The sequence below is a fragment of the Streptomyces sp. NBC_01006 genome, assembly GCF_045162725.1.
GTDB lineage: Bacteria > Actinomycetota > Actinomycetes > Streptomycetales > Streptomycetaceae > Streptomyces.
This window is the reverse complement of the sequence record NZ_CP108700.1, coordinates 6,986,745-7,011,349: the sequence shown is the minus strand read 5'-3', so window position 1 is coordinate 7,011,349 and position 24,605 is coordinate 6,986,745. Positions and strand designations below refer to the sequence as shown.

20 protein-coding genes and 1 pseudogene are annotated in these 24,605 nt (G+C 73.0%); 9 read left to right on the top strand and 12 right to left on the bottom strand.

Annotated elements, in window-relative coordinates; genetic code table 11:
- Positions 1 to 38: 38 nt before the first annotated feature.
- The gene (locus OG509_RS31765) at positions 39 to 578 is read left to right on the top strand and encodes a sigma-70 family RNA polymerase sigma factor (RefSeq protein ID WP_385585230.1); all 540 of its coding nucleotides are present in this window, start codon (positions 39 to 41) and stop codon (positions 576 to 578) included.
- A 201-nt stretch (positions 579 to 779) separates the two neighbouring features.
- Positions 780 to 1,244 (top strand): hypothetical protein, encoded by a 465-nt coding sequence (locus tag OG509_RS31760; protein WP_406187738.1) that lies wholly within the window; start codon positions 780 to 782, stop codon positions 1,242 to 1,244.
- A 42-nt stretch (positions 1,245 to 1,286) separates the two neighbouring features.
- On the opposite strand, the gene OG509_RS31755 is transcribed toward OG509_RS31760, so the two are convergent.
- The 4 genes from OG509_RS31755 to OG509_RS31740 form a co-directional block, all read right to left on the bottom strand.
- The gene (locus OG509_RS31755) at positions 1,287 to 1,718 is read right to left on the bottom strand and encodes a hypothetical protein (protein WP_406186056.1); all 432 of its coding nucleotides are present in this window, start codon (positions 1,716 to 1,718) and stop codon (positions 1,287 to 1,289) included.
- Positions 1,719 to 1,744: 26 nt separating this feature from the next.
- Positions 1,745 to 2,605: an Fpg/Nei family DNA glycosylase gene (locus OG509_RS31750; protein ID WP_406186055.1), complete on the bottom strand. Its 861-nt coding sequence runs from the start codon at positions 2,603 to 2,605 to the stop codon at positions 1,745 to 1,747.
- A gap of 81 nt (positions 2,606 to 2,686) precedes the next feature.
- The gene (locus OG509_RS31745; RefSeq protein ID WP_406186054.1) at positions 2,687 to 4,750 is read right to left on the bottom strand and encodes a SpoIIE family protein phosphatase; all 2,064 of its coding nucleotides are present in this window, start codon (positions 4,748 to 4,750) and stop codon (positions 2,687 to 2,689) included.
- A gap of 7 nt (positions 4,751 to 4,757) precedes the next feature.
- On the bottom strand, positions 4,758 to 6,131 hold the full coding sequence (locus OG509_RS31740) for a DUF6777 domain-containing protein (RefSeq protein WP_406186053.1): 1,374 nt from the start codon (positions 6,129 to 6,131) through the stop codon (positions 4,758 to 4,760).
- 191 nt (positions 6,132 to 6,322) lie between these two features.
- Here OG509_RS31740 and OG509_RS31735 point away from each other — a divergent pair, with 191 nt between their 5' ends.
- The 3 genes from OG509_RS31735 to OG509_RS31725 are packed head-to-tail and all read left to right on the top strand — an operon-like array spanning position 6,323 to position 9,191.
- Positions 6,323 to 7,201 (top strand): YndJ family protein, encoded by an 879-nt coding sequence (locus OG509_RS31735; protein WP_406186052.1) that lies wholly within the window; start codon positions 6,323 to 6,325, stop codon positions 7,199 to 7,201.
- A complete protein-coding gene (locus OG509_RS31730) occupies positions 7,198 to 7,731 on the top strand; it encodes a DUF1990 family protein (protein WP_406186051.1) in 534 nt (177 codons plus the stop codon). The genes OG509_RS31735 and OG509_RS31730 overlap by 4 nt, the downstream gene beginning before the upstream one ends.
- A 20-nt stretch (positions 7,732 to 7,751) precedes the next feature.
- Positions 7,752 to 9,191: a lipase maturation factor family protein gene (locus OG509_RS31725; RefSeq protein ID WP_406186050.1), complete on the top strand. Its 1,440-nt coding sequence runs from the start codon at positions 7,752 to 7,754 to the stop codon at positions 9,189 to 9,191.
- Here the strand turns inward: OG509_RS31725 and OG509_RS31720 are convergent.
- Positions 9,177 to 10,160, bottom strand: a complete 984-nt coding sequence (locus OG509_RS31720; protein ID WP_406186049.1) for an NAD-dependent epimerase/dehydratase family protein — start codon at positions 10,158 to 10,160, stop codon at positions 9,177 to 9,179. The two genes, OG509_RS31725 and OG509_RS31720, sit on opposite strands and share 15 nt — an antisense overlap.
- Positions 10,161 to 10,339: 179 nt before the next feature.
- Positions 10,340 to 10,516 (bottom strand): hypothetical protein, encoded by a 177-nt coding sequence (locus OG509_RS31715; RefSeq protein ID WP_385585375.1) that lies wholly within the window; start codon positions 10,514 to 10,516, stop codon positions 10,340 to 10,342.
- Between the two features lie 346 nt (positions 10,517 to 10,862).
- Here OG509_RS31715 and OG509_RS31710 point away from each other — a divergent pair, with 346 nt between their 5' ends.
- Positions 10,863 to 11,390, top strand: a complete 528-nt coding sequence (locus OG509_RS31710) for an HD domain-containing protein (RefSeq protein WP_406187736.1) — start codon at positions 10,863 to 10,865, stop codon at positions 11,388 to 11,390.
- A 60-nt stretch (positions 11,391 to 11,450) separates the two neighbouring features.
- Here OG509_RS31710 and OG509_RS31705 read toward each other — a convergent pair whose 3' ends face one another.
- Positions 11,451 to 12,944: an SDR family NAD(P)-dependent oxidoreductase gene (locus OG509_RS31705; protein ID WP_406186048.1), complete on the bottom strand. Its 1,494-nt coding sequence runs from the start codon at positions 12,942 to 12,944 to the stop codon at positions 11,451 to 11,453.
- Positions 12,945 to 13,142: 198 nt separating this feature from the next.
- Between OG509_RS31705 and OG509_RS31700 the strand changes: the two are divergent.
- Positions 13,143 to 13,958, top strand: a pseudogene (locus tag OG509_RS31700) (DMT family transporter); the annotation flags it as partial.
- 108 nt (positions 13,959 to 14,066) lie between these two features.
- Here OG509_RS31700 and OG509_RS31695 read toward each other — a convergent pair.
- Positions 14,067 to 15,329: a transglycosylase family protein gene (locus tag OG509_RS31695; protein ID WP_406186047.1), complete on the bottom strand. Its 1,263-nt coding sequence runs from the start codon at positions 15,327 to 15,329 to the stop codon at positions 14,067 to 14,069.
- 185 nt (positions 15,330 to 15,514) lie between these two features.
- Here OG509_RS31695 and gndA point away from each other — a divergent pair, with 185 nt between their 5' ends.
- The gene (gene gndA, locus OG509_RS31690; RefSeq protein WP_406186046.1) at positions 15,515 to 16,957 is read left to right on the top strand and encodes an NADP-dependent phosphogluconate dehydrogenase; all 1,443 of its coding nucleotides are present in this window, start codon (positions 15,515 to 15,517) and stop codon (positions 16,955 to 16,957) included.
- A 267-nt stretch (positions 16,958 to 17,224) separates the two neighbouring features.
- On the opposite strand, the gene OG509_RS31685 is transcribed toward gndA, so the two are convergent.
- From OG509_RS31685 to panD, 3 genes are read right to left on the bottom strand one after another with little or no spacing between them, the layout of a single operon-like run.
- Positions 17,225 to 17,854, bottom strand: coding sequence for an aspartate/glutamate racemase family protein (locus tag OG509_RS31685; RefSeq protein ID WP_406186045.1), 630 nt, complete (start codon positions 17,852 to 17,854; stop codon positions 17,225 to 17,227).
- A complete protein-coding gene (locus OG509_RS31680) occupies positions 17,848 to 18,201 on the bottom strand; it encodes a GNAT family N-acetyltransferase (RefSeq protein WP_406186044.1) in 354 nt (117 codons plus the stop codon). Before OG509_RS31680 ends, OG509_RS31685 begins: the two co-directional genes overlap by 7 nt.
- 15 nt (positions 18,202 to 18,216) lie before the next feature.
- Entirely contained in the window at positions 18,217 to 18,636 is a 420-nt protein-coding gene (gene panD, locus OG509_RS31675; RefSeq protein WP_053788764.1) for an aspartate 1-decarboxylase, read from the bottom strand.
- A gap of 975 nt (positions 18,637 to 19,611) precedes the next feature.
- Here panD and OG509_RS31670 point away from each other — a divergent pair.
- Positions 19,612 to 21,228: a protein kinase domain-containing protein gene (locus OG509_RS31670; RefSeq protein ID WP_406186043.1), complete on the top strand. Its 1,617-nt coding sequence runs from the start codon at positions 19,612 to 19,614 to the stop codon at positions 21,226 to 21,228.
- Positions 21,229 to 21,252: 24 nt separating this feature from the next.
- Here the strand turns inward: OG509_RS31670 and OG509_RS31665 are convergent, their stop codons facing one another.
- The gene (locus OG509_RS31665; RefSeq protein WP_406186042.1) at positions 21,253 to 24,603 is read right to left on the bottom strand and encodes a CHAT domain-containing protein; all 3,351 of its coding nucleotides are present in this window, start codon (positions 24,601 to 24,603) and stop codon (positions 21,253 to 21,255) included.
- Positions 24,604 to 24,605: the final 2 nt, after the last annotated feature.

Sequence of the window (24,605 nt, the reverse complement as noted above, 5' to 3'; positions counted from 1 at the left end):
GTGCGTCGGAGCCGAACGGACCCAGGAAGGAGGCCCTCGTGCCCCTCTCCCCCACCCTCCTGCGCACGGACCCCGAGGCGCTGGCCGAACTCCAGCGCGACCACGGGCGGGCCCTGTTCGGCTTCCTGCTCGGGCTCACGGCCGGGGACTCCCAGCGCGCCGAGGACCTCGTACAGGAGACGCTGGTCCGCGCCTGGCAGCACCCCGAGGTGCTTGAGAGCGCTCACGAATCCATGCGGCCCTGGCTGTTCACGGTGGCGCGGCGGCTCGCGATCGACGCCCGGCGGGCGCGGCTGTCCCGCCCGCAGGAGGTGGACCCGGAGGGGCTGGAGCAGGCCCCCGCGCCCGTGGACGCGGTGGCCGGCTCGGTCACCGCGATCGACGTCCGGCGGGCCGTGGGCTCGCTCGGGCCGGAGCACCGCGACGTGCTGATGCAGGTCTACTTCCAGGACCGCTCGGTGGCCGAGGCGGCGGCGGAGCTCGGGATTCCGACCGGAACGGTCAAGTCCCGTACGTACTACGCCCTGCGCGCACTGAAGAAGGGCCTCCAGGGCTACGGGTACGGCCTCGGGGCCTGAACGAACCGAATGCATGCGGATCGGACACAAAACGCATCGAAATCGGCCTCAGAGCGTTCAAGTTGGGTAAACATGCCCCGTTCCGCGAGTCGCTCGGTGAAGGCTCATGGCTGACGACGGGAAGCTCGACGCGCGGGAGAAGGTGGAACGGTGCAGCCCGAGGGTACGAACGGCACCAGTGACGGCGGGCTCGCGGTGCCCATGGCATGGCTCTACGCGGAGTACATCGCCGACGAACTGCTGCGCACGGGCCGGCTGATCCCGGTCAGTACCCTGGAGTTCCGCGCCGGGCGGGACACGCTCGCGCTGACGATCTACCTCTCCGACGCGGCCGGCGAGCTCTCCGGGATCCGGGTGGTCTCGCAGCTCGACGAGTGGATGTCGCTGACGGCGTACGGACACCCCTGGCGCGACTGGGTGGACACCCGGTTCCTCGCGCTGGGCGAGGAGGCCAGGGAGCGCGGCAGCGGCGAGGACCCGGACCTGGAACTGGCCCGGGCGGCCTGGCGCTGGCTGGACCGCACCGAACTGTTCGCCACCAACCTCGACCCGGGACGGCACGGCCACGCCGACACCCCGCCGGGCCTGGACGAGAACGCGCGGGTGTGGACCCCGGCGTGGCAGCTCGGCCTGCCGCTGGGCCACTTGGCGATGCACCTGTTCTGAGGGCGGGCGTCGTTACGCGGGCGCTCCGAGGACCGAGGACGGTCAGCCGGGCCGTCGGTACGGGCCCGGCGCCTCGGCCGGGTCCATCACCAGGCCGGTGAAATCGGCCTCGTTGCGCTCGGCCCGGGTGACGTACCACCGGGCGATCAGCCACATCACCGGGTACGCCACCAGGCCGAGCGTCACCCAGACCAGCGGCCCCGACGCCGAGCGCGACAGCGCGAACAGCACCGGCAGCGTCCCGACGAGCAGCGCGAGGACACCCAGCGCTCCGAGCCCGGCTCGGAGCTGGCTGCGCATCAGGGCCCGGACGTACGTGGCGCCCAGGGTGGTCTGCTCGGAGATCTCCGAACGGGCCGGGGTGTGCGCGGGCGGGCGGCGTCGGGTGCCGCGGGGCACACCCGTGACGATCTCGCGCCGGGGCGGAGGCGGCTGCTGCTGCGGGCGCGCATGCGGCTGCTGCTGGTCGGCCATGGGGCCGGAGTCTACGCAGGCGGACGTCATTTGAGGAGACGGGAGAGCCTGCGGTCGGCGAGCGGCTTGCCGCCGGTCTGGCAGGTGGGGCAGTACTGGAGCGAGGAGTCGGCGAACGACACCGAGCGCACGGTGTCCCCGCACACCGGGCAGGGCTCCCCGTCCCGGCCGTGCACCCGCAGCCCGCTCTTCTTCTCGGCCTTGAGGTTCCCGGCGGCCACGCCGTGCGCGCGTTCGACGGCCTCCCGCAGGGTCCCGCGGACGGCCTCGTACAGGTGGGTGACCTGCTCCTCGTCGAAGGAAGCCGCCAGTTTGAAGGGCGAGACCTTCGCGGCGTGCAGGATCTCGTCGCTGTACGCGTTCCCGATCCCGGCGATGACGCTCTGGTCGCGCAGCACGCCCTTGATCTGCCGCCGCTCCCCCGCCAGGAGCGCGGCGAACGCGTCCCGGTCGAACCCGACGGCGAGCGGGTCGGGGCCGAGGCGCGCGATGCCGGGCACCTCCTCGGGGCCGCGGACGACGTACACCGCGAGGCGCTTCTGCGTCCCGGCCTCGGTGAGGTCGAAGCCGCCGCCGCCCTCCAGGGCGACGCGGAGGGCGAGCGGCCCCTTGCCGGGGCGCGGCGGCCGATCGGGCAGGGTGTCCTGCCAGCGGAGCCAGCCGGCCCGGGCCAGATGGGTTACGAGGTGGAGCTCGCCGATCCGGATCGCCAGGAACTTCCCGTGGCGGGCGGTGGCCCCGGCCGGCTGCCCTTCGAGGGCGCTGAGCGGCGGGTCGTACGTCTTGAGCACGCTGACGGCGAGCGGGAGGACACGCTCCACCACCCGCCCGGCGAGGTGCTCGTCGAGGAACTCCCGCAGGGCCTCGACCTCGGGCAGCTCGGGCATACCCCCACCCTCCCCCGCAACCCCCGCCCCGGCTACCCGAACCGGGAGTCGTCGAAGCCGGCCGGGACCCGACGGTGCGGGTCAGGGCATCACGAACTCGCACCAGATGCATTTGCCGCTGCCCCGGGGTTCCACTCCCCAGACGTCCGCCAGGCGGTCCACCAGCATCAGGCCGCGTCCCGAGACGCCGGAGTCGCCCGCTTCGCGGCGGCGCGGGAGGGCGCTGGAGCGGTCCTCGACCTCGACGCGGAGGCGGCGTTCGTGGCCCGTCAGGACCCGGAGGGTCACGATGGCCGGGCCGTCCGTGTGCATCAGCGCGTTCACGATGAGCTCGTCCGCGACGAGCTCGATCTCGTCGGCCCGTTCCCGCGCGCCCCACGCCCGCACCGCCGCGCCGATCATGTGGCGGGCCGCGACCAGGGCTTCCGGGTCTCCCGGGGCGACGTGCTGCTGGAGGCGGCCGCCGCCCTGCGGGGTGTCCTCCACCTGGCGGCGCAGCAAGAGCAGCGCCATGTCGTCGTCGCCGCCGCGCTCGTCGATCACCCCGCACAGCCGGTCCGCCAGCCGCGCGAGGTCCGCCGGCCCGCTCCGGACCAGCGCGGTGAGCAGCTGGATCCCGTCGTCGAGGTCCGCGCCGGGGTGTTCCACGAGGCCGTCCGTGCACAGGACGAGCGTCTCCCCGGGGTCCAGTTCCACGGTGGTCACCGGGTACTCCAGGCGGCCGAACTCCGCCGACAGGCCCAGCGGCATCCCGCCCTCCACCGGCAGCCGCAGGCAGTCCCCGTCCCGGGTGCGCAGCAGCGGGTCGATGTGCCCGGCGCGGACCACTTGCAGGACGCCCGTCGAGAGGTCGGCCTCGACGTACGTGCAGGTCGCGAACCGGTCGGTGTCCAGCTCGTGCAGGAAGACGGAGGCCCGGGCCATGACCGTGCCCGGCGCGTGCCCTTCGGCGGCGTACGCGCGCAGCACGATCCGCAGCTGGCCCATGACCGCCGCCGCGTGCGTGTCGTGGCCCTGGACGTCGCCGATGACGGCCCCGACCCGGCCGCCGGGCAGCGGGATGACGTCGTACCAGTCGCCGCCGATGTCCTGGCCCATCCGGGCGGAGCGGTACCGTACGGCGATCTCCGCGCCCGGCACCGACGGGATCCGGCGCGGGAGCATCGCCTGCTGAAGGCCTTCCGCCAGGTCGTGCTCCTGCTCCAGCAGCATCGCCCGCTGGAGGCTCTGCGCGATGCTGCTGCCCAGTGCGATCAGCAGGTTCCGCTCGTCCTGCGTGAAGCCGTCCTTGTCCTGGTAGAGCAGTCCGATCGCGCCGATCGGGCGGGCCTGGGCGATCAGCGGCAGGTACGCGGCCGCCGAGATGTCCATGGACGAGATCTTCGACCAGAGGTCGGGATATCCCTCGGCGAACTCCTGCGCCGAGTCGAGGAAGCACGGTTGCAGCGAGCGGACGACCTCGCTCATCGGGTACTGCTCGTCGATCCGGGTGTACCGGGTGCCGGGTACGAAACTGTCGGCGGGCCCCTCGGCCACGAGGTGGATCCGCCCGGCCTCGACCAGGCCCATCACCATGCCCATCGAGCCGAGCCGCTCCAGGCCGTGCGCGTCGCCGATGACGTCGATGACGTCCCGTACGGTCCGGGCGTGCGCGAGGGCGGCGGTGGTGCTCTCGACCACCGAGGTCTGGCGGCGCCGCTCCTCGTCGAGGCCGAGGCGCTCCGCCGAGTGGCTGAGCTCCTCGGTGGCGTCGCGGACGATGCCGATGATCCGGAACGGACGGCCGTCGGAGCCGCGCATGACGCGACCCTGGGTGTGGGTCCAGCGCAGCTGCCCGTCCTGGGTGCGGATCCGGAAGTAGGCGCCGTAGCTGTCGTCGCCGCTCTTGAGGACGCTGGAGACCAGGGCGTCCAGCCGGGTCGCCTCGGTGGGCGGGACGCGCGGGGCGAGGGATTCGGGCCGACCGTCGTATTCCCCGGGCGTCATGTCGTACACCTCGAGGGCCGCTGCGTCCATGTGCAGGAGACCGGTCTCCAGGTCCCAGTCGAAACTGCCCATGCGGTTCAGCGAGAGCGACCGGTCCGGGTGTGCGGGCCAGTCGTCCGGCAGCGATACGGTGGTCGGCACCGATCCACCATGACACACGGGCCGGTCAGGCGCTCTCCAAGGAGCGGGCCGGGTTCGCGAGCGGTTTTTGCCGGTCCGGGCCGCCGAAGGGGTCGTTCGGCGCGTCCTGGCCGGACGGGGCGAAGGGGTCGTCCCCGCGGCCGAAGGGGTCGTCGCCCCGGCCGGAGGGGTCGCCCTGGGCGAACGGGTCCCCCGGGTCGGGCTGGCGCGGCATCGAGCCGTCTGCCTCCGGCGGGAGCCCCGGGTCCGCGAAGGCGTCCGGGGGTACGTCGCCCGGCTGGTTCGGGGGTACGTCGGACCGCGGAGCGGCCGGGGGCTGCCCGGGGCTCTGCTTCTGCGGGGTCTGCGGCGTGGCCGGACCGGGCCGGTCGGGCTGGGCCTGCCGGTCCGGACCGGCCTGCTCGCTCTGGGCCGGTACGCAGTCCGTGGCCTCGGGGGCCGGGACCCCGGCGGGACCGCCCGGCGGCTTCGGCGGGGCCGGCGGGGCGGTCCTGGCCAGGCTGTTCGTCCCGGCGCCGGCGTCGTTGCCCGTCTCGGGCGGGGCGCACGGCTCGGCCGGGGCCGCCGCGGGCGGGGTCACGGGACCGGAGGGGATGCCTTGCGCCGGGTCGTACGCGGGGACCGGCTGCGGGGTGCCGTCCTGTGCGCCGTCGTCGCCCGTCTTGCGCTCCATCCAGGTGTTGTCGGCGATGTTGACCATGACCAGGCTCTTGATCGGGTGCGGGGTCGGTTCGATGACGACGACCTGGTGGGGCTGGTAGCCGTTCCACTGGTCGCCCTTGAGCGCCGGGGAGCCCTTGGGGGCGCGCGGTGCCTGGAGCGGATTTCCGCAGGCACAGCGGACCCGGGGCATGCCGTGGTCGTCGACGAGGACGGCGGTGCCGGCCTGCAGGACGGACTGGAAGGCGTCCCCGCGGCCCTCGCGGAGGGCGTGGTTGGTGACGCGGGTGTCGGCGCGAAGCACGACCGGAGTCAGTCCGCGCAGGAACTCGGGGAGCTTCGCCCTGTCGACGGAGACGGCCTGGGCGAAGGCCTTGGCCTTGGCTTCATCCTCGGTGAGGGCGCGCAGCTGCTGTTCCACGTCGCAGCTGCCGAGCCGCTTGGTGCCGGCGTAGAGACCGGGGGTGGCCGCGTTGACGGTCCGGATGCCCTGGCCGGTCGGGTTGGGCAGCGGCGGCTGCGCGGGCGCGGACTCGCCGGTGGCCGAGGTGGCGGTGAAGGGGTCGGGGCCGGCCGTCCCCACGGGCTGGAGCAGGACCTCCTGGCTCTCCGGGCCGGCCGCGCTCTTCGGTTCCTCGGGAACGCCGCAGGCCGCGGCGAGCAGACCGAGGAGCGTGAAGAGGGCTGCGCGGACCGGTGTATGACGGCGTGGAGCCTGACGGTGTGTCGGTGCGTGCACGTGAATCTCCCTTTCGCCCCGGTTGCTCTCTCCTGTCTGCCGCATTCGCGGCAGGGCCGCAACCGGAGCGGCGCGACGGAGCGGGCCGAAGCCGGGATCACGTCTTGAACATGTTCAAGGAACCTCGTAAGGTCACGACCGTGAGTTGAACGCGTTCAAGGCGTTCGGCCGCGCGCGGAGGGGAGTCCACGGTGACGGTACTGGTGCATCTGATCGTCACCCTGGGCATGCTCTACGTGATCCCCGCCGGCCTCCGCCTGATCGACCCCGTCCGGCTGGGCACGATCGCCCGGATCTGGCCGCTGCTCGCCGCCCCGGGGGCCGTGTGCCTCTGGCTGCCGCGCGGCGCGACCGCCACGGCGCTCGCCGCGCTGTACGCCGCGGCCACCCTGGCGCTCGCGGCCCGGGCCCCGGCCCGGCTGCTGCGGTCCTTCCGGACGCCGACCGCCGGAGCCGGACCCCTCGCACCGGCCGAGATCGCCGTGCTCACCGCACTGGTCTCGCCGTCGGTCGCCGGGACCGCCCTCGTCGCCGAGCGCGCCGGATACCGGCTGTTCGGCTTCGACCTGGACATCCTGGCGCTGACCGTGCCGCATTTCCACTTCGCGGGATTCACCGCCGCCCTGGTCGCCGGGCTGGTCTGCCGGGCCGCCCCGGCCGCGCCCGGCGCGTCGGGCAGTACGACGCTGTCGCGCTGGGCCGCGTACAGCGTTCCCGGCGGGACCCTGCTCGTCCTCCTCGGCTACTTCGTGGACGACTGGGCGGAGCTCGCGGGCGCGGTGGTGCTGACCGGCGGGATGTGGGCGGTGGCGCTGCTGACCTGGCGGGACATACGGCCGGGCGCCCGGGGCCGCACGACCGGCGCGCTGCTGGCGACCTCGGCCGCGGTCCTGGTGGCCACCATGCTGCTCGCCCTGTGGTGGGCGCTCGGTGAGGCCACCGACCTCGTGCACCCCACTTTGACCTGGATGGCCGCGACCCATGGTCTCGGCAACGCGCTCGGCTTCGCCCTGTGCTCGCTGCTGGCCTGGCGCAGGCTGGCCGTAGACCGAATGGAGACCACGCCATGACCCGCCTCATCAGCGCCGGCCGTGACACCGTCAACTACCGCGACCGGGGTGCGACGCGGCAGCGGCCGCTGCCCGCCGGATACCACCACCTGCACCACCGCACACGGGTCGGCCACGGGCAGGCCGCCTTCGAGGCCGCCGGGACCGCCGTCACCACCTTCGGCGCCCACCGCGCCTCGGGCATGCTGGTGCGGGCCGGCCACGGCGCGGTCCGGCCCGGGAGCCGCGTGGTGGTCGGGATCGGCTTCGGGCCGCTGCGGATCAGCGCGCCGTGCGAGGTGGTCTGGACGGCGTACGAGCCCGCGCGCATCGGATTCGCGTACGGGACTCTGGCCGGCCACCCGGAGTGCGGGGAGGAGTCCTTCATGGTGTTCCGGGACCCGGACGGCACGGTCTGGTTCGAGGTGACCGCCTTCAGCCGCCCGGCCGCCTGGTACACCCGGCTCGCGGGCCCGGTGATCCCCTTCCTGCAGCTGCGTTACGCCCGATGGCTGGGCCGCACCGTGCGCAAGCTGGCCGCCGCGGCCTGATCCGCCCGATACTGGAGGGGATGGACTGGTTCACGGCGCCCGGCTACTGGCTCGGCCGGCTGGTCTTCCAGCGGGCCCTGGCCGGCGTCTACCTCTTCGCCTTCGTCGCGGCCGCCCTTCAGTTCCGGGCCCTGATCGGGGCGCACGGCATGCTGCCCGTGCCGCGCTACGTGCGGTACGTGCCGTTCCGGCGTGCCCCGAGCCTGTTCCAACTGCGCTATTCGGACCGGCTCTTCGCCTGCTGCGCCTGGGCGGGGGCGGTGGTGGCCGCGGCCCTCGCGGCGGGGGCGGGGGACCTCGTTCCGCTGGGCGCGGCGATGGGGATGTGGGCGCTGCTGTGGCTGCTGTACCTGTCGATCGTGAACGTGGGACAGACCTGGTACTCCTTCGGGTGGGAGTCACTGCTGCTGGAGGTGGGCTTCCTCGCGGTCTTCCTCGGCAATGAGCGGGTGGGGCCGCCGGTGCTGGTGCTGTGGCTGCTGCGCTGGGTGGTCTTCCGGGTGGAGTTCGGCGCGGGGCTGATCAAGATGCGCGGGGACCCCTGCTGGCGCAAGCTGACCTGCCTCTACTACCACCACCAGACACAGCCGATGCCGGGACCGCTGAGCTGGTTCTTCCACCATCTGCCGAAGCCGCTGCACCGGGTGGAGTGCGCGGCCAACCACGTGACCCAACTGGTGGTCCCGGTGCTGCTGTTCACTCCGCAGCCGGTGGCCTCGTACGCGGCCGGGATCATCGTGGCGACGCAGCTGTGGCTGGTGCTGTCGGGCAACTTCGCCTGGCTGAACTGGATCACCATCACGGTGGCCCTGTCGGCGATCGACTTCACGGGGCTCGCGGGGCCGCCGCCGGCCGCGGCCTCGCGCGCGGCACCCGTCTGGTTCGCGGTCCTGGTGTGCGCGGTGACCGTGCTGGTGCTGGTGCTGAGCCGGCATCCCGTGCTCAACATGATCTCGCGGCGCCAGGTGATGAACCGCTCCTTCGACTCCCTGCACCTGGTCAACACGTACGGGGCCTTCGGCACGGTGGGCCGGATCCGGGACGAGGTGGTGGTGGAGGGGACCGCGGACCGGGCGCCGCGGGAGGACGGGGTGTGGCGGGAGTACGACTTCAAGGGCAAGCCGGGTGATCTGCGCAGGCTTCCGCGCCAGTTCGCCCCGTACCATCTGCGGCTGGACTGGCTGATGTGGTTCGCGGCGCTCTCCCCCGACTATGCGCGGGACTGGTTCGGGCCGTTCGTGGAGCGGCTGCTGGCGGGCGACCGGGACACGCTGCGACTGCTCCGCCACAACCCGTTCCCGGACGCCCCGCCGCTCTACGTACGGGCCAGGCTGTACCGCTACCGGTTCACCACCTGGCGGGAGCTGCGCGAGACGGGCGCGTGGTGGCACCGCACGCTGCTGCGCGAGTACCTCCCCCCGACCCGCCTCGCCGAAGCCTCCTGGTCAGAGCCCGAATAGCGCGGCTTCGCGCTCCGCCGACATGCCCTTGGTCGAGCGGTCGCCGCGGAGGGGGGCGGGGCCCCCGAGGGACTGGAGCCAGGCCCAGGTGTCGGCCACGGTCTCCTCGACCGGGCGGCACTTCAGGCCCGCCGCCCGCGCCTTGGTGGTGTCGGAACCGAACATGTAGTCGTGCAGTTCGCCCTCGGGGAGCCAGATCGGCAGTTCGGTCCAGGGCTCCACGCCCGCCTCCGCCATCCGGTCCTGGTCGATCCAGCGGAACTCGGCGCGTCCGCCGGTCACGGCCGCGCAGGCGTCGAGGAGTGCGCCCATCGTGGCGTGCCCGACCGGCGAGACCACGTCGTACGGTCCGCCGAGCCCGGCCTCGGCCGCGTCCAGGGTCCAGTGCGCGAGGTCGCGCACGTCGATGTACTGGAGCGGCAGTCCGGGCCGGCCGGGAGCCGGCGTGGGGCCGCCGCGGGCGGTCCGGTCCAGCCACCAGGGCAGCCGGCCCACGTTCTCGTACGGGCCTATGATCAGCCCGGCGCGTACCAGCAGGGCCCGGTCCCCGAAGGCGTCGACGGCGGCGAGCTCGCCGCCCCGCTTGTCCTCGGCGTAGGCCGTGGCCCCGGCGTCGGCCGAGCCGTCGACCACCGGGCCGTCCTCGGTCAGGCCGGCGGGAGCGGGGTAGGCGTAGACCGAGCGGCTGGAGATGTACACGTACCGCCCGGCGCGGCCGGCCAGCAGCCGGGCGCTGTCGCGCACGGCGGTCGGGGCGCCGCTCCAGGTGTCGACGACGAGGTCCCACTCCCCCGCGGCGAGGGCGGCCAGGCCCCCGGGCGCGGTGCGGTCGCCGCGCAGGGCGCAGGTGCCCGGCGGGGGCGCGTGGTGCCCACGGTGGAAGACGGTGACGTCCCAGCCCCGGGCCAGGGCGTCTTCGGTGATCGCGCGTCCGACGAATTCGGTACCGCCCAGCATGAGTAGCTTCATGCAGGCCAGCGTGGCGGAGCCGGGGCCCGGCCGGAAGCCTTGATCGCCCACAGCGATGACGCTCACGGCGTACGGCCGACGGGAACCTCTCCGGGTGCCCACACGGTCGGCGCAGCACCGCGCCCCCGTCGCCGGTCGGCTCGGGGGCGCCGCGTGACGCCGGACTGTCGGACTGCGGACTAGTCGATGCCGGGCAGGATGTGGGGCTCCGCCAGGTCGTCCTCGTAGCCGGCCAGTCGGATCGGGGCGGACCGGGCCCAGACTTCGAGGCTTCCGAGCTCGTCGGCGTGCGGACGGTACCGCCCGGCCGTGTGCTTCCTCAGCGTCTCGTCGGACTTCGTCGTCGTGTCTGTCACCGCGCACTCCTTTGTGTCGCGTAACCCGGCGGGCGAGCCGCGCGCCGGGCACAAGGGATAAAGGGTTTCCGGACGCGGTGGCGCCTTGGTGGAGCGTGGCCTGGATACGGCCGTCTTGTGCCACTCAGAGTACACATATGAGCGCGCCCCCGCTCGATGGATTGGCAAAATCCGCTCGACGGCTGGATTTCGCCGCGAGTTCAGGAAGTCGTACGCCGATGTGACCGGGTCGGGTGGTGTGCTCGACGCCGGTAGCACGACTGGAGTACAGGCAGCGGAGGGAGCGACGGTGGCGGCGAGGTCCGGAGTGCCGGGGGTACCGAGGGTCGACAGCATCGAGGAGCTGATGGAGCTGCTGCTCGCGTGCCGCGGGGCGTGGGACACGCCCGACCGCAGCGGAGACCCGGTCGATCTGCACGATCATGGGCTCCAGACTGCGGCACTGCTGCGCCGTTCGCATCCGTTCGACAAGGAGCTCCAAGTCGCCGGACTCGTCCACGACCTGGGCCACCTGCTCTTCCCCGGGGACGACGCGGGACACGCCGACCACGCGGCGGAAGCGGTCCGTCCGCTGCTCGGCGACCGGGTGGCCCGGCTGGTACGGCTGCACGTGCCGGCCAAGCGCTACCTGGCGGCCGTGGAGCCCGACCGGGCGCTGTCCCCGCAGAGCGCGCTGACCCTGCGGGCGCAGGGCGGGCTGATGGACGAGGCGGAGGTCCGGGCCTTCGCGGCCGACCCCGACGCGGAAGCGGCGGTGACATTGCGCCAAGCGGATGACGCGGGCAAGGTCGTCGGGCTCGACGCGGGCGTGATGGAGGACTGGCGTCCGGTCCTGGAGCTGGTGGCGGCGAGGGCGTACGAGCGCACGCAGTGACACGGCCGTGCCCCGGCCCCCTGGAAAGGGGACCGGGGCACGAACGGTTGACCGGGCGGCCTACCAGTTGGCGGGCGCGTAGTCCTTGAGGAAGACGCCGTACAGGTCCTCGCCGGCCTCGCCGCGGACGACGGGGTCATAGACCCGGGCCGCGCCGTCGACCAGGTCGAGGGGGGCGTGGAAGCCCTCCTCGGCCAGGCGCAGCTTGTCGAAGTGCGGGCGTTCGTCGGTGATCCAGCCGGTGTCGACCGAGGTCATCAGGATGCGGTCGGTCTCGAACATCTCCTGGCCGCTGGTCCGCGTCACCATGTTCATCGCGGCCTTGGCGGCATTGGTGTTCGGGTGCCCCGCGCCCTTGTAGCCGCGGCTGAACACGCCCTCCATCGCCGAGACGTTGACCACGTACGCACGCCCGCTGGACGCCCTGCGGGCGGCCTCCGCCATCGCCGGCCGGAGCGCGCTGATCAGGATGAACGGCGACGTGTAGTTGCACAGCTGGGTCTCCAGCAGCTCCACCGGGGAGATCTGGTCGATGGTCTGCACCCAGGTGTTGGTGTCGACGACGTCGGGCAGCAGGCCGCCGGCGTCGATGGCGGTGCCGTCGAGGTGCCGTTCGATGCTGGCGTTGCCCGCGACCAGGGCGAGGTCGGCGACCTTCTGCGCGTCGAGCCCGCTCACGCCGACGGGCAGCGCCGCCAGGCCGTCGACCGCACCGGAGTTGAACGCGCCGATGACGTGGTGGGCGGGGAGCTCGCCGGCCGGGAGCGGGGCGCTCTCCCCCTCGACCAGCGCGGCGTACGCGCTGGGCAGGCGGCGCACGGTCTGCGTCGCGTTGTTGATCAGGATGTCGAGCGGACCGGCCTTGGCGATCTGGTCGGCCAGCGCCACGGCCTGGCCCGGGTCGCGCAGGTCGAGTCCGACGACCTCCAGGCGGTGCATCCACTCCGCCGAGTCCTCCATCGCCTTGAAACGGCGGATGGCGTCCTTGGGGAAGCGGGTGGTGATCGTCGTGTGGGCGCCGTCGCGCAGCAGCCGCAGCGCGATGTACATGCCGATCTTGGCCCGGCCGCCGGTGAGCAGCGCGCGCTTGCCGGCGAGGTCGGCGCGGACCTCGCGCTTGGCACGGTTCTGGCCGGCGCACGGCTGGCAGAGCTGGTGGTAGAAGTAGTCGACCTCGACGTACCGCGTCTTGCAGATGTAGCAGGAGCGCGGACGCTGGAGTATCCCGGCGATCCGGCCGGCCTCCGTGACCGAGGAAGGCAGGATGCCCTCGGTCTCGTCGTCGATGCGCTCGGCGGAGCCGGTCGCGGTCGCCTCGGTGACGGCCTTGTCGTTGGCGGTCTTGGCGGCGCGGCGCTCCTGGCGGCGGCGCTGCTTGACCGTGCGGTAGAGGCCGGCGGTGGCGCGGCGTACGGTGATGGCGTCGGGGTGGTCGACGTCGATCTTGTCGAGTTCGTCGAGCACGCTGAGGCAGAGCGCCAGCCGGTCGGGGTCGATGCCCGGCCCGTAGGCGTGGTCGTCCGCGCTCACGTGGTTGTCTTCGGTCACCGTCATGGCCGCTGCCGTTCCTTGCTCACTCGTCCGCATCCGCCTCTGCGGAAGTCCCCAAAACCGCCACTGTACGGATCCGACGCGCCCGGAACCAAACCCGTCACCCGACGCCTCACGCACCGCGACGGGGCAGTCACCGTGGGCAGGGGCCGGCGGGGACTGCCGCGGGGTCCTGCACTCGTCCCGTACTCCTTCCGGAGTATGCCTGGGGTACCACTGGTGACCACCTGTAGGGGGAGGAATAGGCCGCTGGGGTCGGGCATTGTGGAAATCATGAGTGCCCTTGCGCTGTCGGTCCTGCTCTGCCTGGTGTCCGCCGTCGCGTACGCGGGCGGCGCGATCGTGCAGGAACGGGTCGCGGCGAGCACCCCCGGCCGCCCGTACGCGCCGCTGCGCCGGGCCGGCTGGTGGTGTGCGGTCGGGCTGAACGGCCTGGGCGCCCTGCTGCACGTGGTGGCCCTCGCGTACGGGCCGCTGAGCCTGGTGCAGCCGCTCGGTGCGCTGACCATCGTGTTCGCGCTGCCGATGGCGGCCCTCTTCGTACACCGCCGGGCGGGTGCGGCGGCCTGGCGCGGCGCGCTGCTGGCCACGGTGGGGCTGGCCGGGCTGCTGGCGCTGACCGGCGGGGACGGGGATGCGGACCAGCCGCTGGCGGGCGGGGAGCGGGGCCTGCTGCTGATCGCCACCGGGGCCGGGGTCGCCGCCCTGTTCCTGGCGGCGCAGCGGATGCACCGGCCGGTGCTGCGCAGTGTGCTGCTGGCGGTCGCGGCCGGTACGGCCTTCGGCATGGCCTCCGTGTTCACCAAGTCGGTGGCCGAGAATGCCGGGGAATCGGCCCTCGCACCGGGCGCGCTCGGCTCCGTGTGGCCCGATCTGGCGGCGATCGCCGTCCTGGCCGCGGGCGGGCTGCTGCTCTCCCAGGCGGCCTACCGGGGCGCGGGGCTGAACGCGCCGCTGGCCACGCTGACCGTGGTCAACCCGGTCGTCGCGGCGGCGGTCGGCATATCGCTGTTCGGCGAGGGCTTCCGGTTCGGGGCGGCGGGCACGGCGGCGGCCCTGGCCAGCGCCGTGCTGACGGCGACCGGCCTGATCCTGCTCACGGTCGTGGCGCCGCACGCACGGGGGTCAGATGCTGACGCCGCGGCCGCGGAGGTACTTCAGCGGGTCGATGTCGGAGCCGTAGCCGGGGGACGTGCGCATCTCGAAGTGGAGGTGGGGTCCGCTGGTGTTGCCGGTGGAACCGGAGCGGCCGATCCGCTGCCCGCCGGAGACCTGCTGCCCGGCCTTGACCCCGAGCGCCGAGAGGTGGGCGTACTGGGAGTACCGGCCGTCGGAGTGCCGGATGACGACCTGGTAGCCGTACGCGCCCGCCCAGCCGGCGGAGACGACGGAGCCGGGGCCGACGGCCTTGACGGAGGTTCCGGTGGCGACGGGGAAGTCGACGCCCGTGTGGTAGCCGCTGGACCAGGACGATCCGGCCACGTGGTACGCGGTGCCGATGGAGGCGTCCACGGGGGTGACGAAGCCGCCCGAGGCCGGCTGCTGCTGCGCTGAGGCGGGAGCGGGGGCGGGCTTCTCCGCGGGTTTCGCGGCTGGCTTCTCGGCCGGTTTCTCGGCGGGCTTCTGCGCCTCCTTCTGCGCGTTCGGCTCCGCCGGCTTGACCGGCTCCGCGGTCCGCGGAGGCTTCTCGGGGTTCTGCGCGGGCGGGGCGGCCGGCGCGGCGGTGACGCGCAGGGTGAGCCGCTGACCGGGGAAGATCAGGTTCGGGTTGCTGCCCACGGTGGCCCGGTTGGTCTCGTACAGCGCCTGCCAGCCGCCCTCGACGTGCTGGGTGGTGGCGATCGCCGAGAGGGAGTCGCCGGGCGCGACCACGTACGGGTTGGGCAGGACGGACGTGGCCGTCGGGCGGGGCGTGGCGGCCGGTGGGGCGGCGGGCTTCGCCTCCTTGACCTGGACCTGGACCTTCACGCCCTGGCCCTGCCCCTGTGGAGAGACGGCCGGCGCGGGGCCGCTGCGCGAGAGCCCGGCCTGCTTCCCGCACACCGGCCAGGCCTGCGGGCCCTGCCCCTTCAGCACCTTCTCGGCGACCGCGATCTGCTGGTCCTTGGTGGCCAGGTCGGCGCGGGCCGCGTACGCGGCGCCGCCGAAGGCGCGCCACGTGCTCTGGCTGAACTGGAGCCCACCGTAGTAGCCGTTGCCGGTGTTGACGTGCCAGTTGTTGGTGGACTCGCAGTCCGCGACCTTGCTCCAGGTGTCCACCGAGGCGGCGTGGGCGGTTCCGCCGCCGATCAGAGGGAGCGCGAGCCCTGCCCCACCGGCGGTGACGGCGAGCGAGGCGCGGTTGATGCTGCTCGGCTGGTACCGGCGGTGCCGACCCCGTACACCCATGGGAGCCCCCATTGAAGACATCAGGAACCGCACAACCTAACGGCGCGATCAGGGCATGACAAGGGGCGCAACAGGGCGCATGTTCACGGAAGTTGACAATGATTCGCATGGCGGGACGGCTCGCGGCGCGCCCGCCCATGTAGCGTCGCTCCCACCCGCACATCGAAGCACTCAGGAGCGCACGTATGAGCAGCACGGCCCAGATCGGCGTCACCGGGCTCGCGGTGATGGGGAGCAACCTCGCCCGGAACTTCGCCCGCAACGGCTTCACGGTCGCCGTCCACAACCGCACGGCCGCGAAGACCACCGCCCTGGTGGAGGAGTTCGGGCACGAGGGGGCCTTCGTCGCCGCCGAGTCCGCGAAGGAGTTCGTGGACGCGCTGGAACGGCCGCGCCGTCTCATCATCATGGTGAAGGCCGGTGAGCCGACCGACGCCGTGATCCACGAGTTCGCCCCGCTGCTGGAGCCCGGCGACGTCATCATCGACGGCGGCAACGCCCACTTCGAGGACACCCGGCGGCGCGAGAAGGAGCTGCGCGAGCAGGGCATCCACTTCGTGGGCGCGGGCATCTCGGGCGGCGAGGAGGGTGCGCTGCTCGGCCCGAGCATCATGCCGGGCGGCTCCGCCGAGTCGTACGAGTCGCTCGGTCCGATGCTGGAGAAGATCGCGGCGAAGGCCAAGGACGGTACGCCGTGCGTCTCGCACGTCGGCCCCGACGGCGCCGGACACTTCGTCAAGATGGTGCACAACGGCATCGAGTACGCCGACATGCAGCTCATCGCCGAGGCCTACCACCTGCTGCGCGACGTCGCCGGCTACTCCCCCGCGCGGATCGCGGAGACCTTCCGCGAGTGGAACCAGGGCCGGCTGGACTCGTACCTGATCGAGATCACGGCGGAGGTGCTCGCGCACACGGACGCCGAGACCGGGCGTCCGTTCGTCGACGTCGTGGCCGACGCGGCCGAGCAGAAGGGCACCGGCCGCTGGACCGTGCAGATCGCGCTGGACCTGGGCGTTCCGGTGTCGGGGATCGCCGAGGCGGTCTTCGCCCGTGCGGTTTCGGGCCACGCGGACCTGCGTAAGGCCGCCCGGGGACTCGCGGGCCCGGTGGCCGCGCCGCTGTCGGCGGAGGCGGCCGACGCCTTCGCCGCCCAGGTGGAGCAGGCCCTGTACGCCTCGAAGATCGTCTCGTACACGCAGGGTTTCCACCAGATCCAGGCGGGCAGCGAGGAGTACGGCTGGGGCGTGGACCTGGGCGCGGTGTCCTCGCTGTGGCGGGGCGGCTGCATCATCCGGGCGGCCTTCCTGGACCGGATCCGTACGGCGTACGACGCGCAGCCGGACCTGCCGAGCCTGCTGGCGGACCCGGGCTTCGCGCAGGAGATCGGCGCGGCCCAGGAGGACTGGCGGGCCGCCCTGGTGGCCGCCGTGTCACAGGGCATCCCGGTACCCGCCTTCTCCGCCTCCCTCGCGTACTACGACGCGCTGCGCGCGGAGCGGCTCCCGGCGGCCCTCACCCAGGGCCAGCGGGACTTCTTCGGGGCGCACACCTACCGGCGCACCGACCGCGAGGGCTCGTTCCACACCCTCTGGAGCGGCGACCGCTCCGAGGTCCGTACGGCCTAGACCGGCTCCCCGCTCAGCGGCCCGGGCTGCGGGATCGGCGCGGGCCCGGGCGGCGGCGGGATCGGATCCGGCTCGGGCACCGGCGCCGGCACGGGCGGCACGGGCTGCGGAATCGGCTCGGGATCCGGGAAGGGATTCGGCCCGGGCCCGGGCGGCACAGGACCCGGCCCGGGCAGAGGCGGCTCCGTCATCTCTACGTTTCGCACCATAAGCCCCACCTTCCCCGGATCCGCCCCCGTACGCCCGCCGAAGCCCGTACGCGACGGATCAACGGGCGGCGTGGAGGCCCGCGGCAAGGCCGGGGGTGGGGCTGGCGAGGATCGGGGTGGCGGTCGTGGCCAGGGATGATGCGGCCGCCATCGAGGCCTGGGCCAGGACGATGCTGTCCGCGTCCGAGACGGCGTCGGCCGCCTGGGCCACCAGGGCGAGGTAGCCGGCGGTGTCGCCGGCTTCGAAGCGGGGCCAGGCTTCCGCGATCAGGTGCGTGGTGATCGACACGGGGCGGCCGGCCCGCTCGGCCTCCTCCGTCAGCAGGGCAAGCGTCGGGACCAGCGTCGACTCCACGGTGGCCAGCACCGCGACGCGCGGGCCCGTACGGACGGCTTCCGCGGCCATCGGGCGGTCGACCCGGAGGACCGGGACGCCGAGCTCCGGTTCCAGGGCCTCCGCGACCGCGCCGATGGTCGAGCAGGTCACCAGGACCGGGCCGCCGGAGCCGGCCAGCAGGGCCCGCAGGGCCGGAGCCACCGAGTCCGGGCCCTCCGTACGGGCCCGGTCCAGCAGCTCCGGCACCACGAGGTGGCGCAGTGCGGCGCCGGGGTGGTCCCGGTCCCGCAGGGCGTCGAAGACCGGCACGTGGACCGGCGAGGTGTGCAGCAGGGTCAGGGGTGTCACCACAGGTCGGGGCTCGCGTCCAGCTGCGCCTTCGCCGCCGCGACGACCTCGGCCGGCGCCTCGGGCGCCTGGTCGGGGTGCCGGCCGGCCCAGCTGGCCGCGTACGGGCACAGCGGGACCACGGGCACCCCTTCGGCGGCGGCGATCCCGTAGAAGGCCTTCACCAGGTCCCCGGCGATGCCCCGCCCCTCGTGCCCCGGCTCGACGATGGTGTGCACCGCCACGAGGGCGTGGGGCGCAGCGTCGAGCACGAAGTACGCGATGAGGCCGACCACCTCACCGTCCTCGACGGCGAGCAGCCGTCCTGCCTTGCGGTCGTCCTTGAATGCGATGGCACCGGTCTGCGACATGGTCCCCGACTCCCCTCAGACAGCCACCGCGTGGGGGCTGCGCTCCTGGTCCGTTCCCGGCACCGGGGCGGACGGATCCGCACCCAGTTCGATGATCCGATTGTCCGCGTCGACGTGCACGACGCGCGGCTTCAACACCCTTGCCTCGGCGTCCTCGACCTGTGCGTAGCTGATGAGGATGACGAGGTCCCCGGGGTGCACGAGGTGTGCGGCCGCGCCGTTGATCCCGATGACCCCGGAACCGCGCTCGCCTTCGATGACGTACGTCTCCAGCCGCGCCCCGTTGGTGATGTCCACGATGTGGACGAGCTCCCCGGGCAGCAGATCCGCCGCGTCGAGCAGATCGGCGTCGATGGTCACGGAGCCGACGTAGTGCAGGTCGGCCTGGGTGACCGTGGCCCGATGGATCTTGGACTTGAACATGGTCCGAAGCATGAGGAAACTCCCGTTTTGTCTGCTCCCTGCCTGCTCATCGCAGGTCAAGGGCGGTCTCCGCAGATTACAACCATTCGCATGTTCGGTCAGCTTCCCCAGGATTTTCCAGGACTCATACTGACCGACTGCTGACTTTTCCGACGCACCGTCAGACGGCTGCGCCAGCTATTTCGCGTCCTCCGACTCCCTGCCGCGACGACACGACCGGTGGAGACGTGCTCGGGGGAAAACATCGGCCGGATTGCCCCTGAAGAACCGCGGCTCGGACTCGACAAACTGCGACGCATGGGCGCCTTCAGCTTCCACTTTCAAGAAGCGTACGGTTCGCGCTCCTAGGTCGACGTGTGGAGGTCCTCGGCCGTGACAAATCAAGGGTGCCTCGATTGGCATACCGGACTCATGGTTCCTCTCCAAGGTGAAGAAAGGGCCTGGTCATATCCGGAGATACGGGACAGCAGGAGGTTCCACCAATGCAAACTGGCGCGATGCCAGCCAGCCCGGGCGTCGGCTGCAGGATGGGAACAATCTGAGGAGCAATGGGCTTCTTTGGGTTGGCCACTGATCTGGGCGTGACGCTGGCGCTGTAGTAGCGGAAGTCGGCACCGCGGAAGCGCAGTCCCCGCGGGTCGGGGGAGGAGTTGGTGCGCCCCTCCCCGTCGTACGGGCGGCCCTGCGCTCCGCCTGCATGGCCGCGGTGCCGGTGACGGCGCGCACGCCGACGGCCCCCGTCGCAGTCAGGAAAGCACCCCGGCGCAGTCCGTTCATGGCCACTACCGGTGTGACGTACGAGCGCTGCGGAAACGCTTGTGGCCCAACCTTTCCGCCCGGCGGGAGTATCCGGTATGCGGGCAGGCCCGTTGGGCGAACCCCGAACTCCGTGGCGGGCGATCCGTGCAGAAGGCCCGATCGTCTTGTCCGGGGCCAGTCGGGCGCGGAGACTCGGTCCTGACGGATCGTCCGCTGTAGGGGGACAGGATGAAACAGTTAGAAGGCGCCGACCCGGTGGCGGTCGGCAAGTACCGGACCATCGCGGAACTTGGCCGGGGTGGGATGGGCCGAGTCCTGCTGAGCAGCGCCCCGGACGGCCGGTTGGTCGCGCTGAAGCAGGTGCGCTCGCAGTTCGTCGAAGACGACGGGTTCCGGGCCCGGTTCCGCCGGGAGGTGGAAGCCTCCCGCAAGGTCTCCGGAGCGTATACGTCCGCGATCATCGACGCGGACGCCGATGCCCCCGAACCATGGCTGACTTCGGAGTTCGTCCCCGGACCGTCGCTCCAGCACGCCGTGGCGACCGTCGGGGCGCTGCCCGAGGAGTCGGTACTGCGCATGACCGCGGGACTGGCCTCGGCCCTGAGCGACATCCACCGGGTCGGCCTAGTGCACCGGGACCTGAAACCGTCCAACGTGCTCCTCGCCGACGACGGGCCCCGCGTGATCGACTTCGGCATCGCCCGAGCCGCCGACAGCGAGGAGGGCAGCGAGCTGACGACCACGGGCTGGCTGGTCGGCTCACCCGGGTTCATGTCCCCGGAGCAGGCCCAGGGCGCGCCACTCGACTCGGCCAGCGACATCTTCTCCCTCGGGACGGTGCTGGTCATGGCGTGCACCGGCGCGTGCCCGTTCACCGGGCCCTCCCTGCCGCAGACCCTGTACAACGTCGTGCACACCGAACCCGACCTCAGCGGCCTGCCGGCGAAGATCCGCCCGATCGTGGCCCGCTGCCTCGCCAAGGACCCCGCCGCCCGGCCGAGCGCGGCCCAACTGCGAGAGTCCCTCGGGAGCCTGGCGCCCTCGCCGCGTCCCTGGCCGCAGGAGATTCACGAGTTGATCGCGGAGCAGCAGGCCGAGATCGAGCGGCTCCGGGTCGAGCTGAGGAAACGGCCTGCCGTCCCGGAGTCCGTGGCACCGGTCCTCGACAAGCCCGCAGCGCCGTACCCAGGTTCCCCGCCCGCTTCGGCCCGGCGCGGCTTCGCCGTCGGCGCGGGCATCGCCGCCGGCCTCGCGATCGCCGCGACCGTGCTCGCCCTGGTGCCCGGCCGCGACGGCGGCACCGGCACCGTCGCCGACCCCGAGGCGACCGTCACGGCGTCCAGACAGTCGACCGGAGACCCGACCGCTCCGGGGTCCGCGCAGCCGACCCCCGACCCCACCACCGAGGCGCCCCCCACGCCGACCGTGGAGCCGACCCCGCCCGCGCCCGAGCCCTCAGCCGCACCGGAGCCCTCGGAGCAGGCGCCGACGACGGTCACCACACGGTCGAGCACGAGGCCCGCCTCGATCGTGAGCTGCTTCGGGGACTACCTGGAGGAACCCGAATCGGTCCTGCTCCACTGCGGAGACGGGAATGGCATGCTCAGGGGCCTGACCTGGTCGGACTGGGGTCTGTCCACCGCCCACGCCAGCGGGCAGGAGTGGATGGTAATCTGCCGCCCCAGCTGCGCGAATGGCAGCGAGGTCCACTACCCGGCCACCGTGACTCTCACGGGTCTGGTCGGCGGGCGCTACACGACGATGCAGATCAGAACCCCGCAATCGCCCCACGGCCCCGTCTCCCGCTACAGGCTCGACTCGAACGGGCCGACGCAAACGGACTGACGGGGCCCGGAGCCGGGCGGGCGCTCACACTCCCCACGCGGTGAACGCGGCCCAGTGGACCGGCGAGGCGAAGGGACGCTCGCCGGTCGTCGCCCGGGATATGTATCGCTCGGTCAGGGCCGCCAAGTGGGGCCGGGAGGCGGTATACCGGGCGAGCTCCTCCCAGGTGAGCCGGCGCAACCAGATACGGGCCCGGCGCAGGGCGGCCACCGGGGGCAGCCCGCCGGGCCCGTGAGCGGGAGCGAGCAGCTCGTAGAACCGCGCCATCAGCACTGCGGTCACCATGTCGTCCACCAGCCACAGTCCGGCCACCGCGCACGCCGCCCCAGCCTGGAGGAATCCCGCCGCGAGCCCGCGGAACTCGTCCGGAGCCCGGACGACCTCGTAGTGGCCGGACTGGCAGGCGCTGAGCACCGCGAGTCGGCAGGCGTGGAGCTGGTGTTGGACCAGGGTGTCCATGTCGAGGCGGCCGTCGGCCAGGGCCAGGGAGCCGCCCCGACCGTTGAACTCGCCGCTGCCGTGGCAGATGATGTGGAGGTACGAGGTTTCGGCGAGCTGGCCGAGCAGCCAGTCCACGGTGGCTTCGGGCCCCACCGCGCAGCGGGCCTCACCGTGCGGCTCGAACAGCTCCCGGATATGGGCGAGTTCACCGCGTCCACCGGGGAGCGAACCGTCAGGGTCGGTGACCCCCACCAGACGTGGCACAGGCTCCGGCGGCCGGGCGGCCGCGACGCGGGAGATCGCGTACACGGCCGCGGAGGGGCAGACGATCACGGTGCCGATGTCGTCGAGCACTTCTCCCGCCCCCGGCCCGAGCGGCACGGCGTGCAGGGGGACCAGGCCCAGCAGACCGGTCGGGACGACGACGGCCTCCTGCTCCGGGTCCTCCGCGAGGACTCTCGCGACCGGGCGCAGGAGCGGTCCAAGGGCGGCGAGCCGGTCCAGGGCCTGCGGGAGCAGACGCCTGCGCCGGAGCGCTCCGGCCTCCTGGGCGAGGAGCAGGCCCAGGGCGCCGTCGGCCGGGTCCAGCACCAAGAGGCCTGTGACAGTCTCGCTGCTCACCCCCGGAACGGGAACGGCCCGTACAGCGGGCGACTCGCCCGAGCTGCGGGCGAGCACGAGGGCGTAGCTGCCCCAGGGCGCGTTCACCAGGTAGACGAGCGGACGCCCGCCCGCCGCGCGGACGATGTCCGCCAGCCCGTCGGTGCGTAGGAAGCGCTCGAAGCCCGGGATCGCGCGGATCTCCGCGATCGCCGCACGCACGCCGCGTTCGGCGGCGGCCTCCCCGCTCGCCGTAGAGCCAGCGACGGTGGGGCCGCCGGACGCCGCCGCGAACGCCTCGCCGACCGAGGCCCGGTACCGGGCCTGTGCCAGCCGGTAGCGGTGGGCGGCGGCGGGGTCGATCCGTCCCAAGGCCTCCAGGTCGGCCGCCCCTCGCCCGGCCGCCACCGAGAGCTCACAGGCCACTCCGCCCTCGATCGCCTCGACTGCACGCTCCGGACGCCCCGCCCGGGCCAGCAGGAAGGCGGCCCAGCGGGCGATCCGGTTCACCTGGGCGAGGACGCTCTGGCGGCCGGTCCCGGTGACCTGGGCGTCGTAGAGCGCGGTCACAGCGGTCAGCATGCCGGACGCGACCTCGGCCGCCTCGCTCCAGCGTTCCGCCGAGGCGTGCGCGCTGAGCAGTTCCCGGCCGATGTTGAGGTGCAGGGATGGCGACACCGTGGCCGGTGTGGCCCCCAGGGCCGCGTGGCGCAGCCGGAGGCCGTCTGCGCTGCCTGGGCCGTCGATGTGGTCCATGGCCCGGGCCAGCAGCCAGACGATGCGGCCCGTGTCCAGGAGGCCGGGGCGCGCGGTGGACAGGGCGAGCGCTGCCGTCGCCGCCTCCCGGGCGCCGCGCGCGTCGACGGGATCCCGGGACAGCAGCAGGTCGCCCAGATTGCACTGGATCCGGGACCACAGAGCCGGGTCGTCACCGGCGCCGAGGTGGCTCAGGGCGTCCCGGTAGCACTGCTCCGCCTCCCTGAGGTCTGACACCCCGGCGCGCCGATACAGCAGCAGGCCGAGGTTGACCATCGAGTAGGCCCAGGCGACCCTGTCCCGCTTGGGGGCCCGCTCCTCCAGCCCCGCCCTGATGTGCTCGATGCCGAGCGTGAGGTCCTCGGGGCCACCGCCGGGCCGCTCCGAGAGGAGCAGGCCGTAGTTGGTCTGGACCCGCGCCCAGTACTCGGGATACTCGCCCCGGTCCAGCGCGGTCGCGCGCGCCAGCAGGTCGCGGGCGGCTTCCCAGATCTCCAACCGGTCGCCGTCGTCCCGCAGGTGGTGGGCGCTGGCCAGGTTGTTCGCCACCTCCACCCACTGGAGAGTCCCCTCGCGCAGCCGGCTCAGGGCGCGTTCGAGGACCCGGACGGCCTCGGACGGATCGGCGTCGAGCCCGGCGTGCACAGCGAGCACCAGGCGTTCGCCGAGCCTCGCGGCCAGCTCGGTCTCCATGCCCTCCTCGCCCAGGCCGGCGGCGAGCTCCAGCGCCTCGCGGGCGAGCGGGATGCCTTCGGGCCCGTCGGTGTCGCGGGCCTCCAGGTACATCGCGTGCAGCCGGGTCCGCAGACCGGCGTCGAAGCGCCCCAGGGACTCGAAGTAGCGGCGCATGGCGGTGGCCGGAGTGGTCCGGCCGTCGCACAGTTCGTCCAGGAGCCGCTGCCGTATGCGCAGCACCTCTTTGAGGGGGGTCTCGGCCGCCCTGCGCAGCTCCTCGCGGCCCGCGTCGCGCACCCGGGTGCCGTCCGTCAGCTCCGGGTACGTACGGACGAGTTCCGCGAGGGCGTCCGGCAGGCCGAGTAGCATCGCGGTCAGCAGCTCCCCGACCAGGGAGTCGGCGCGTGCCTCCCCCAGGTACTCCAGGAAGATCCGGTAGTTCGCGACCGTCGGCGCCCCCTCGGGCTCCAGCTCCCGGCATGCCGACTCGGGATCCGCCAGGTCCCGTTCGAGGTCGCGGGCCAGGACGTGGGGGAGCAGCCTGCGCGGCAGCGGGATCGCCTCCCCGAGGAAGGCGCCGCCGAGGAAGGCCCCGGCCCGCGCGGCCTCCGCCAGCAGGGGCTCCCCGGAGGGCGGCGGACCGCCCCCGAGCTCCGCGACGGAGACCGCTAGCAGCAGGGGCGCTGCCGCACCCGGGCGCAGGACCAGCAGCGGCGCCTCGATGTGCGTCCTGGTCCCGCAGACGGGGCAGTCCACCCAGGAGACGCCCGGGACGTCGGGGACGGGTGCCGCCAGCACGTCGGCCCGCTCCCGCGCGTCGATGACGCGCCAGACCGGAGCCCCCCGCTCCTGGACACATTGCTCGCAGTGCCACGCGTAGGGCGCCCTCACCGAGACCGTCATCG